The sequence below is a fragment of the Fictibacillus phosphorivorans genome, assembly GCF_023715845.1.
Classification (GTDB): Bacteria; Bacillota; Bacilli; order Bacillales; family Fictibacillaceae; genus Fictibacillus; species Fictibacillus phosphorivorans_D.
Genome location: NZ_JAMBOR010000009.1, coordinates 124,621 through 135,784 on the forward strand (window position 1 = coordinate 124,621; position 11,164 = coordinate 135,784).

13 protein-coding genes and 2 pseudogenes are annotated in these 11,164 nt (G+C 40.3%); 14 read left to right on the forward strand and 1 reads right to left on the reverse strand.

The genetic code is table 11. The annotated features are described in order from the left end of the window. Positions 1-14 precede the first annotated feature (14 nt). The 10 genes and pseudogenes from flgK to M3206_RS09120 all read left to right on the forward strand — a co-directional run bounded on the left by flgK (position 15) and on the right by M3206_RS09120 (position 5,973). On the forward strand, positions 15-1,547 hold the full coding sequence (flgK, locus tag M3206_RS09085; RefSeq protein ID WP_251312206.1) for a flagellar hook-associated protein FlgK: 1,533 nt from the start codon (positions 15-17) through the stop codon (positions 1,545-1,547). 11 nt (positions 1,548-1,558) lie between these two features. Then, on the forward strand, positions 1,559-2,455 hold the full coding sequence (gene flgL / locus M3206_RS09090) for a flagellar hook-associated protein FlgL (protein WP_251312207.1): 897 nt from the start codon (positions 1,559-1,561) through the stop codon (positions 2,453-2,455). 65 nt (positions 2,456-2,520) lie between these two features. Beyond that, positions 2,521-3,102: a DUF6470 family protein gene (locus M3206_RS09095; protein ID WP_251312208.1), complete on the forward strand. Its 582-nt coding sequence runs from the start codon at positions 2,521-2,523 to the stop codon at positions 3,100-3,102. 5 nt (positions 3,103-3,107) lie between these two features. Next, positions 3,108-3,551 carry a flagellar assembly protein FliW gene (fliW, locus tag M3206_RS09100; RefSeq protein WP_251312209.1) on the forward strand — a complete coding sequence of 148 codons (444 nt, stop codon included), beginning with the start codon at positions 3,108-3,110 and terminating at the stop codon, positions 3,549-3,551. 2 nt (positions 3,552-3,553) lie between these two features. Further along, the gene (gene csrA, locus M3206_RS09105) at positions 3,554-3,787 is read left to right on the forward strand and encodes a carbon storage regulator CsrA (protein WP_251312210.1); all 234 of its coding nucleotides are present in this window, start codon (positions 3,554-3,556) and stop codon (positions 3,785-3,787) included. Positions 3,788-3,926: 139 nt separating this feature from the next. After that, positions 3,927-4,670: a flagellin gene (locus M3206_RS09110; RefSeq protein ID WP_251312211.1), complete on the forward strand. Its 744-nt coding sequence runs from the start codon at positions 3,927-3,929 to the stop codon at positions 4,668-4,670. Between the two features lie 345 nt (positions 4,671-5,015). Then, positions 5,016-5,129 (forward strand): annotated as a pseudogene (locus M3206_RS09115) (flagellin); the annotation flags it as partial. Positions 5,130-5,271: 142 nt separating this feature from the next. Next, positions 5,272-5,361 (forward strand): annotated as a pseudogene (locus tag M3206_RS19195) (hypothetical protein); the annotation flags it as partial. A 19-nt stretch (positions 5,362-5,380) separates the two neighbouring features. Further along, positions 5,381-5,536, forward strand: a complete 156-nt coding sequence (locus M3206_RS19200; RefSeq protein WP_425590719.1) for a hypothetical protein — start codon at positions 5,381-5,383, stop codon at positions 5,534-5,536. 155 nt (positions 5,537-5,691) lie between these two features. Next, a complete protein-coding gene (locus M3206_RS09120; protein ID WP_251312212.1) occupies positions 5,692-5,973 on the forward strand; it encodes a hypothetical protein in 282 nt (93 codons plus the stop codon). Positions 5,974-6,174: 201 nt separating this feature from the next. Here M3206_RS09120 and M3206_RS09125 read toward each other — a convergent pair whose 3' ends face one another. Then, positions 6,175-8,040, reverse strand: a complete 1,866-nt coding sequence (locus M3206_RS09125) for an acyltransferase family protein (RefSeq protein ID WP_285876871.1) — start codon at positions 8,038-8,040, stop codon at positions 6,175-6,177. Between the two features lie 377 nt (positions 8,041-8,417). On the opposite strand from M3206_RS09125, the gene flaG reads away from it, so the two are divergent. Genes flaG through M3206_RS09145 form a run of 4 tightly spaced genes read left to right on the forward strand, consistent with a single transcriptional unit; the run spans position 8,418 to position 11,015 of the window. Then, on the forward strand, positions 8,418-8,756 hold the full coding sequence (gene flaG, locus M3206_RS09130; protein ID WP_251312213.1) for a flagellar protein FlaG: 339 nt from the start codon (positions 8,418-8,420) through the stop codon (positions 8,754-8,756). A 21-nt stretch (positions 8,757-8,777) separates the two neighbouring features. After that, a complete protein-coding gene (locus tag M3206_RS09135) occupies positions 8,778-10,232 on the forward strand; it encodes a flagellar hook-associated protein 2 (RefSeq protein WP_251312217.1) in 1,455 nt (484 codons plus the stop codon). Positions 10,233-10,263: 31 nt separating this feature from the next. Further along, a complete protein-coding gene (gene fliS / locus M3206_RS09140; protein ID WP_251312214.1) occupies positions 10,264-10,665 on the forward strand; it encodes a flagellar export chaperone FliS in 402 nt (133 codons plus the stop codon). Further along, positions 10,665-11,015, forward strand: a complete 351-nt coding sequence (locus M3206_RS09145; protein WP_251312215.1) for a hypothetical protein — start codon at positions 10,665-10,667, stop codon at positions 11,013-11,015. Before fliS ends, M3206_RS09145 begins: the two co-directional genes overlap by 1 nt. Positions 11,016-11,164: the final 149 nt, after the last annotated feature.

Sequence of the window (11,164 nt, forward strand, 5' to 3'; positions counted from 1 at the left end):
GGAGGAATTTTAGAATGAGCTCAACTTTTCATGGGCTAGAAACAGCCCGCCGTGGTATGTTCACCCAGCAGACGGCACTTCAAACGACAGGAAATAATATCGCAAATGCAAACACTCCGGGGTATAGCCGCCAACGAGTGAATTTTGTTCATACCGAAGCTTATCCGGCTGCAAGTATGAACCGACCGCAAATCCCTGGACAGATGGGTACAGGTGTAGCTGCGGGTTCCATTCAGCGTGTTCGCGAGGGCTTTTTGGACACTCAATTTAGAGGGGAAAATAACAAACTCGGTTATTGGAGCGCAAGAAGTGAAGCCCTTGAAAAGATGGAAGACATCATGAACGAACCTTCGGATAACGGACTAGCGAAAACACTTGATCGTTTTTGGCAATCCCTTCAGGATCTTTCTGTGAACCCAGAAGATTCTGGAGCTCGTTCAGTTGTCCGTCAACGTGGTCTAGCTGTGGCAGAAACATTCAACTATCTATCAAACTCATTAACTTCTATTCAAGAAGATTTGAAAACACATGCAAATCTAACTACAAAAGAAATCAATGCACTTCTTGATGACATTCAAAGCATCAATAAGCAAATAAGTGAAGTAGAGCCGCATGGTTATCTTCCAAACACATTGTATGATGAGAGAGATAACCTAGTCGATCGATTATCGACTCTATTGGAAGTAGAAGTTTCATCAAAACCAAGTAGCGGCAAGCCCGATCCATTAGCCGCAGGACTGTATGATATTAAGATGAAAGATAAAGATGGAAATGAGTTTGTTTTGGTAGATTCGAGCAACGGTAAAGTGAATCGTATCTCTATAAATGATGATGCTGGTGGGAATGGCTTGGCAAACAGCATAAGTATTGATGATAATGCTCCTGTTGATATTGCGAAGTTTGCAGGTGGAAAGCTAAAAGGGTTAATAGAATCTTACGGTTATAACGATAATGGAGTTGTAAAGGGAATCTATCCTGAAATGTTAGCTAACCTGGATCAGATGGCGTTCCAGTTTGCTACTGAATTTAATGAAGTTCATGCCAGTGGTTGGAGCTTATCAGAGATTGAGGCAGGTACTCAAACAGGTTATGCATTCTTTGATTTTAAACAAACAATTGACCCTACAAATCCAAAAGGTGCAGCAAAGCAACTTAAACTTCATGATGACATGAATGAGCTAGATCACATTGCCGCAGCAACCAATCCTTTTGGTGGTGATGGAAGCAATGCTTTAAAGCTTGCTGATGTTAAAAATAGCCCTTTAAACTTTCCGGGTAGTACGTCATCCTTACAAAGTTTCTATGAAGGTGCAATCGGAAAGATGGCGGTTGATGCGCAGCAAGCTGTCCGCTTAACATATAACTCAGCGGTTCTAACAGATTCTGTTCAACAACGTCGTTTGTCTGTAAGTGGAGTTTCGTTAGATGAGGAAATGACGAACATGATCCAGTTTCAGCACGCGTATAATGCATCTGCTCGAAACATTACAGTAATCGATGAAATGCTAGATAAAATCATTAACGGCATGGGTGTCGGCGGAAGGTAGGTGCTACTTAAATGCGTGTAACACAATCGATGTTATCTAATAACATGCTGCGTCATATTAGTAATAGCTATGAGAGCATGGCCAAAACACAAGAACAGCTCACGACTGGTAAAAAAATCAGCCGCCCTTCAGATGATCCGGTTGTTGCTATGAAGGGTATGACGTACAGAACGAACTTAACAGAAGTGGAGCAGTACAAACGAAACCTTTCAGAAGCATACAACTGGATGGAGAACTCAGATGCAGCACTGGATAAAGCGACAAGTGTGATGCAGCGTATCCGTGAACTCACCGTTCAGGCGAGTAACGGAACATATGAAGAATCTCAAAAAGGGATGATCGGTAAAGAGATTGAACAGCTAAAAGAACATCTTGTTTCTATTGCGAACACACAAGTTGCTGGGAAGTACATTTTTAATGGGAATGATACAACGAATAAGCCTGTCGATTTTAGTAAAACACCTTCCGTATCGACAAATGAAAACTCTGTTAACCTTGAGCTTTCCAAAGGGATCGAAATAGCCATTAACATCAATCCGAAAAATGTTTTTACTCATACTTCAGGCATACCAGAAAGCGGCTTGTTTGGGGATATTAATGAGTTGATAAAAACGCTCGAAGGAACCAATGATGAAGAGGTAAGTGGTTTTCTCGATAAACTAGATTCTCATATTAATAGCTTAGTTGCTGAACGCGCTGAGTTAGGTGCTCGTTTTAATCGAGTAGAACTGATCGATGCGCGTGTAAGTGAACAAGAAGTGATCGCAAACCGTATTCTATCTGATAATGAAGATGCTGATATCGAGCGGGTTATTACAGATTTAAAGATGCAAGAAAGTTTGCATCGCGCTGCGTTAGCGGTAGGTTCCCGCATCATGCAGCCAACGCTTATGGACTTTTTACGATAATTCTAAAAGAGCTATCCTCGTGATAGCTCTTTTCTTGCAATAGAACTTTTTTAGGAGGACATAATATGAACGTTCCTCAAATAAGATTGGAATCCACTTGTGCGAAAATTGGATTAACCATACATAAACCTGTACAAGAAATCCATCAACAACCAGCTGACTTAATGATCAAGCAACCAAAAGCAGAGTTGCAAATCGATCGCACACCTTCACAACTCACGATCGATCAAACTGAAGCTTGGGCAGACATGGATTTAAAACATATTTCTCGTAGAATAGAAGAATTTGCACAACAAGGTTACGAGGATTGGTTAACTGGGCTTGCTAGAATGGCTCAAGAAGGCGAAGACCTCATGAGAATCGAAGATGGGGGCAATCCCATTCCAGAACATGCAAAAACAAACAGTGAAAGTCCAATCTATGAATTTAATATTGGTTTCATACCGTCGGCTAATAGTGTGAAGATAAACTATCAACCTAGTGAAGTGAAACTGAATTGGCATACACATAAACCGGAGATTGAAGTTCAAATGAATAAACCCGTTCACCAATATAAACCGGGTTCAGTAGATATTGACTTAATACAGAAACCTTCTTTATCGATTGATTTTGTAGGGTTACATGTTGATGAAAAAAGTAAAGGATGATAACGATGATACTTCATACAAAGTTTGAAGAAACAATAGAGATTCAAGAATCAGGTATTCTTCATTTCGAACAAGGCTTGCCAGGATTTGAAGACGAAACACAATTTGTTCTTCTGCCGATGGAAGGAACCCCTTTTTCAACCTTACAATCTGTTACAACAAAAGACCTTGCCTTTTTCACAACAAATCCATTCCTCTTCTTTAAAGAATATGATTTTGAATTAGCAGAAACCGTTCAAGAACAATTAAAGGTTAAAGAAGAATCTGATGTGCTGGTTCAGGTGATCTTAACGATTCATGAAACATTAGATAGATCCACTGCAAATTTGCAAGCGCCAGTCGTGATTAATGTAAAAGAAAGCCTGGCTAAACAGGTGGTATTAACAGATAATCGATATAAAACAAGACATGAACTTTCAGAATCTCTGTTAGTCGGACAGGAGGGTTAAGTATGCTTGTATTAACCCGGAAATTACAAGAAGCTATTAAAATTGGTGATGATATCGAATTAACCGTACTATCCATTGATGGAGAACAAGTAAAGTTAGGAATCTCTGCACCAAAGAACATAGAGATCCATCGAAAAGAAGTGTTTTTGTCCATTCAACAAGAAAACAACGAAGCAGCAGAGACTTCACTAAAGATATTTCAACAATTAAAAAAGTTAAAAAAGAACAATATGTAGTTAAACAAGTTTCTTTTAAATCCGATATTAAGAATGTAGAAACAAGCTAAACTTTTAACGGCCGTAAAAGTGAGGTGTGTTTCAATAAAGAATCCAACCACAAGGACGTGGGCGGAACACATTCAAGGAGGAAAAAGAAATGAGAATTAATCATAATATCGCAGCTCTTAATACTTATCGTCAGTTGAATACTGCAGCAGGTGCACAATCAAACTCAATGGAAAAACTATCTTCGGGCCTTCGAATTAACAAAGCTGGGGATGACGCTGCTGGTTTAGCTATCTCTGAAAAAATGCGTGGGCAAATTCGTGGCTTGGATATGGCTTCAAAAAATGCTCAAGATGGAGTAAGTTTAATTCAAACGGCTGAAGGTGCATTAAATGAAACTCACAGCATTCTTCAACGTATGCGTGAACTAACTGTTCAAGCTAGTAATGACACAAACAATGGTGATGACAGAGCTGCACTTCAAAAAGAAATGGATGAATTAATAACAGAAATTAATCGAATAGGTGATCAAACTGAATTCAATACTGCAAAATTATTAACTGGTTCAGGTGGAAACAGTTCAGATGGTACATTTAAATTTCAAATTGGTGCAAATGACACACAAACCTTGACTTTAACAATTAAATCTATGAAAGCTGCTGATTTAGGTGAAACTGGTGTAGAAACAGTGGATATTAGTACAACTTCTTCGGATTTTAATACTGCTTTAACTAATATTGATGGAGCAATAAAAGCGGTTTCTGATGAAAGAGCAAATCTTGGTGCTTACCAAAATCGACTTGAGCACACAATCAATAACCTAAACACATCTTCTGAAAACCTAACTGCTGCGGAATCTCGTATTCGTGACGTTGATTATGCTTTAGCTGCCTAAGCAGTGACAAGCACAGTCGTCCTAGCTGGTAACGGCTAGTGATTATAATCGGGTGAATTGCTGGAAAACCCTTAGAGCTTTTCTTACCACAACGTAGTTGGAAACGACAGGCGTGAAGGTTTGAAAAAAGAAAAGATTTGGGCAATCAGCAGCCAAGCTCCTGTGAGGAAACTCTGGAGAAGGTTCAACGACTAGGATAGACCATCTAAGGCGAAAGCTATGATGATGAAATCCATAGGTGAAACAATGGTCATCAGCATTGTGAATCCGAAGTGCCCGACCCCTACTAGATTGCTAGAGGGTGAAGATATAGTCTAGTCATTTATGAAAGTAAATGTTCGCACGATGGCGAAAGAAATGATGAACCAAACTAAGAATTCTATTCTTTCTCAAGCTGCTCAAGCTATGCTTGCTCAAGCAAATCAGCAGCCTCAGGGAGTTCTACAACTTCTTCGTTAATTACAGAAAGAGATCTTAGATTAGTCTAAGGTCTCTTTTTAATACACATTTTAAAGAAACTTCTTCTCTCTATCAGGGAATACTCCTTTAATAGAAGGAGTGAAGGATTATATGGACGGGATATTCAAGTTTCAGCATATGCCTGTGTTTAGCTGTATTTAACGTAGCGGATGCTCTGTTTATTCACCAGTTGCTCCTCAAGGGTGGTACAGAACATAATCCAATTATGAGATGGCTGTATTCCAGATCCCATACTATTATTTTTAGTAAAGCTTTTATTCTCCTTTCTCATACTTATAATTGGCTTTGTCCCCTTAAAAAGAAGAGTTCAAATCTTACTAAATGTAGCTTTTATCATGTATACTCTGGTGATCTCCTGGCATCTCTTCATCAACATTTGGGTATGAAAATAAAAAGAGCTTTCCAAAAGAGGAGAGCTCTTATTTTCTCTTACGGTTCAACTTCGTAACAGACAAATCTTTATGAATCGGTTGAAACAACAGACGATACAGCTCGGGCACCCGAAGTTCTCCCTGAAGGTGTAAAAAAGATAACAGCTGAGATGTCCGTTGTCTCCAAGAATTATGAAAGTCTTCTTCAATTCTTACGCACGATCGAAGAGTTGAAGCGGATCACGGTTATCGAAGCCATAACATTCACAGGTATGAATGAAATTGAAATGATGGCTGAAGAGGCAACACCTGATCAGCTAACCTATGAAATTACGATTTCTGCATATTATCTACCTGAACTCACCGATTACCTAACGGATCTACCGAAAGGAGAATTCCCTGCACCTGAAGGAAAAGAAAATCCGCTGACTGGTGAGGATGAAAAAGATTAAAAAAAGGGGCTGACACTAGGTCAGGTCCCTTCTTAATTTTAGTTTGGCTCGTAGAACATCAATAACGACTCATAGACTGTGCATTTTGGCTCATAGAATTACTTTAAACTCATAGAAGCGTCGCGAAGACTCATAGAGAATGGATTACGACTCATAGACACTCCACTTTGGCTCAAAGTACTGCAGTTTTGACCCACAGACTCACTTTATGTGGTTAATCAGGTACTCCGCGTACACTCTTGCTCCAGTCAAAGTTAAATGAACCCCATCTTTTCCGATATAATCAAGGTGTGATTCGCTGAATGAGAACCAATCTACCACTTTTACATTCTTATATTCACCAGCAACTTCCTTCATCGTATCGTTGACTTCATTCTGCCAAGGTTTTGGAACGCGAGTGGTAATCATGTAGATATCACGATTTGTTCCGATATCTTCAATTAATTCAGCCATTTTTTTATCAGGTAATGGTCCGTTTGCTCCAAGCTCGATAACCACGATCTCTCCTAAGCTGCCACTGTTTTTCTTTTGCTGTACGATATCTTTTGCTTCTCTAAATTGACGGCCGATCTTTGCATCAACCTCCACTTTTTCGAAAGCTTCTTCAAGGTGTGGCGCTACTTCGATCATAACGGAATCGCCAATGACTGTTACAGACTTATTCTCAGCGACAGGTGGTGCTTCAATGGGTGGTTCTTCTTCTTTCGGTTCTTCTTGTGTAGGCTCTTCTTCTTTCGGCTCTTCTGGGTCAGGTTCCCCTTGTTCAGGTTCCGTTTTTGGTGTTTCTGGTTTTGTGTCCGGTAAGTTTATTTCATTTTCAGTCGGAGTTTCTTCTTTTCCGACCTTTTCCTGTATGGCATTAATCACGTTGTCTTTACTGAGTGCAACTGATGTTGTGGTGAGACCCACCGTTGAAATCCCTAAAAAGACAAAAAGAATACTTGCTGTAGTTACAAAACGGCCGATAAATGATTTTTCACGTCTCCATTCACCGCACTTCACAACACGGAAGAAACGGGTTAACGCTCCTCTGCGAATTGGATTTTCGATAAATGTCCAAGATAGACTCGCAAAGGTTAGAATTAAGACCAACTGTAACGATGTTTGGACTAAGCTCGGTGCATCTGCGCCCCATTGAGGGCTCGTGAGCACGATCACCGGAAAATGCCATAAGTAGATCCCATATGAACGAACCCCGATCCAGCGCAATGGTTTGAAGCCTAAAATGGTGTTCAGTTTGCTCGATGGATGCACGATTACAGCCACTACAAGCAGGGAAGCCACCGACATGGCCACCATTCCGCCTTGATAGAGGAAGTCTTGGTATTGATCTGCGCTCCAGAACATGTAGAAAATGAACAATAGCCCAAACAGGCCGACAAAATCTAGTTTCCAGCGAATTTCAGATGGTAAGTTTGTTGATAGTTTTCGGCTCGGCCAGACGACTGCTAGACTTGCCCCCAGTAATAAGGAAAAGATTCGTGTATCCGTTCCATAATAAACACGGCTAGGATCTGTTCCGGGTTCGTATAAAAGGGCCATGGCTGCAGCTGAAGCGATGGCTCCGAGTAGCATTAAAGAGAACATAGATCCTTCTTTTACCTTCATCTTTAAAACTAGTAAAATCACAAGCGGCCAAAGGATGTAGAACTGCTCTTCTACCGCAAGTGACCAAAAGTGAGTTAAGAGGGAAGGTGGACCGAAACTCTCAAAATATGAAAGGTCCTGGAAAATGTACCACCAATTGCTGACGTATAGAATGGCTGCGACCGTATCTTCTTCTAATCGATCTAACATCGCCTGTTCGAAGATCGTAACCCATGTGATGACGACGAGCAGCATCGTAAACATTGCAGGAAGTAATCTTCGTGCCCGGCGTAGCCAGAAATCCTTGAAATTTATCCGATCCGATGTATGAAATTCTGCGATCAGCAGATCTGTTATTAGGTATCCTGATAAAACAAAAAATACGGTAACCCCGAGTAATCCTCCAGCAGCCCAATCAAAGTTTAGATGATAGGCGATGACGGCAAGAACGGCGATCGCCCGTAATCCGTCGAGACCCATTATGTATCTATTTTTATGTAGAGGCTGTTCAATGGCTGCATTCTGTTTGGAGCCAGCTTTATGATGCTGGCTTCGTTTCTTTGGCTGTTTTTTTTGTCTTTGTTTCATTAATGCCATTATCCTCTCATTTATATATTTTATTAAGGTTTCTATATTTAAAGGTTTCATTTTTTTGTCTGTAGTAGATTGGTGTTAATTGTAAGTTTTATTTCATAAATGTTCTTCAACATCAACTATTTTACAATAAAATATCGCTTGTGAGACTAGTTTCATAGAATTGTAATAAAGTTTCTTTCGACTTTTCTTTTCCCCTCTTCCTCAACAATTATTTGTACGTTCCGATATAAGATTTAGAGAAAATAAAAGGGGCGATGAAGGTGGAACTACAGTCTATTAGTTCTCCTGCTTTTCAGAAATCTGAGCCTTTGCTTAAGAGTCAAAACAAGCAAGATCAAACATCACAAGCTGAAGTTTCAGTACCAACAAAACCAACTAAAGAGACATTAGAAAAAGTCATCGATGCCATGAACGATATGTTGATACCAGCACATACATCCACCAAATTTGTGCTTCACGAAAAATTGAACGATTATTACGTGCAGATCTTAGACGAAGTAACTAAGGATGTCGTGAAGGAGATCCCCAATAAAAAGTTCCTTGATATGTATGCAGAAATGATTGATTTTATGGGCATTTTCGTAGATAAAAAAATATAGGGACGGTGATGAACCGTGAGCATGAGAATTGGCGGATTAGCCAGTGGGATGGATATCGATTCGCTCGTGAAGGATTTGATGAAAGCTGAGCGCATTCCATTAGATAAATTGTCTCAGAAAAAAACGCTGCTAGAGTGGCAGCGAGACGATTATCGTTCGATGAATAAACTGTTAACCGATCTAGACAAACTCGTTTTCGAAGGCATTACGCTCCAAGGAAGCTTCAATAAAAAAGCTGTAACAAGCTCTAATCCTGGTGTGGTGTCAGCTACAGCAAATGGAAGTGCTGTTGATACGAGCACGAAGATCGAAGTTTTAAAAACGGCAACTCCTGCATTGTGGAAGGGGAGTACGCCTCTGAAAAGCGATTATACAGCTTCAGAGGATGCTACTTTTTCGTTTACCGTGACACATGGTGACGGGACACAAGTTCAAAAGGAACTAAAGATTAAAGCAGGTGACTCGATCGACAAAATTGTATCTGCATTTAACTCTTCAGAGCTCGGAGTAACAGCTTTTTATGATGCGGTAAAAGAGACCTTTGTGGTAACGAAAAAAGATACAGGATCGAAAGCAGAGATTGTCGTTGATAATCCGGAGACAGCTGCCTTTATGAATGATCTCGGTTTTTCAGTAGATGCAACTAACAACTTAGAGGGAAAGACTTCTGGACAGGACGCTGCATTTAAGATTAACGGATACGAAACGACCAGGTCATCCAATACGTTCACATTAAGCGGTGTAACGTATACTCTTCAACAAGAAGGTACAGCGAACATTTCTGTTGCAAGTGATACAAATGCCACAGTGGACGTCATCAAAAAGTTCGTTGAAAAATATAACGAAACGATTGAAGCCATCAATAAAAAGACAGCTGAAACGAGATACCGTGCTTACCAGCCTCTAACGACTGAACAGCGTAAAGATCTTTCTGATAAGGAAGCTGAGATGTGGGATGAGAAGGCAAAAAGCGGGATGTTGCGTGGAGATTCCATTCTATCAAGTGGCTTAAACACGATGCGTACCGTTTTGTATTCGACGGTAAACACCGGTAATTCAAATTTTGATCAGCTCTCTGAGATCGGAATTACCACTTCCAAGAACTATTTGGACAAGGGAAAGCTTGAATTAGATGAGGAAAAATTGCGAAAAGCTTTAGCAGAAGATCCAGAAGCCGTGATGAAATTGTTTACGGGAAATGGAACGGAAGAAGGCATCGCTAAAAAATTGCGTACGGCTATTGACCAAACCGTGGATAAGATCGAATTAAAAGCAGGGAATTCACTCCGTACAAACGCCCAATTTACGCTTGGCCGTGAATTAACAGATGTCGATAAACGAATCTCGGCTTTTGAAAAACGATTAATCGATGTAGAAGACCGTTACTGGCGTCAATTTTCCGCTATGGAAAAAGCAATTCAGCGTTCGAATCAGCAATCGATGTACTTAATGCAGCAGTTTGGCGGCGGACAGTAATTTTTAAACGAAAAAGGAGTGTTACCTTTACATGTCCATACTTAACGCGAACAAGGCGTATCAGAATAACTCAGTCCAAACGGCGTCACCCGGTGAGTTGACGCTCATGCTCTATAACGGATGCTTGAAATTTATCGGTCTCGCACGAACGGCGATCGAGATGAAAAATACTGAAGAGAAGAATAAGAACCTCATAAAAGCTCAGAAGATCATCCAGGAGTTAATGGTCACGCTGAATATGGACCTGGAAGTTTCGAAGTCGTTGATGGCGATGTACGATTATATCCACCGCCGTTTGATCGAAGCGAATATACAAAGCGATGTTGAGATCTTAGATGAAGTGGAAGATTATGTGCTAGATTTCCGTAACACATGGAAAGAAGTGATCCAGATTAACCGCCGCTTGCAGCATGGCGAGGCTGGTCGTGTCTAATGACAGCTGTAAAGATTTTATTGGAGATCACAAAAAATCTGTTTGATCATGTGAAGAGCGGACTTCCGAAAGAGGAACGCGAACCTTACATCGAGCGGCTGAATGAACTGCTCGATCAGCGCCAGGCGGTCATGGATAAGCTTCCAAGTGTTTATTCTGATGAAGAACATCGTATGGGGAAGATGATTGTGAAGTTGAACGAGGCATTCGAACCGATGCTGATGCGCCAATTTGAAGAAATTAAGCACAATCTTACATTAATGAAGAAAAAGAAAGAAAAAAACGTCCAGTATGCGAACCCATATCAGGCGTTTTCGTTAGATGGGATGTATTTTGATAAGAAGAACTGACCACAAGTTAGAGAACTTGTGGTCAGCTTGTAGACAAAGTCATGTCTACAAGCTTTTTTTATTGTACAATTAAAGTAGATAATGTTTGAGGGGAGAAATATACATGTTATCTAAGCATACTACTGAAGGACGTCACCAAGTAACTCTAG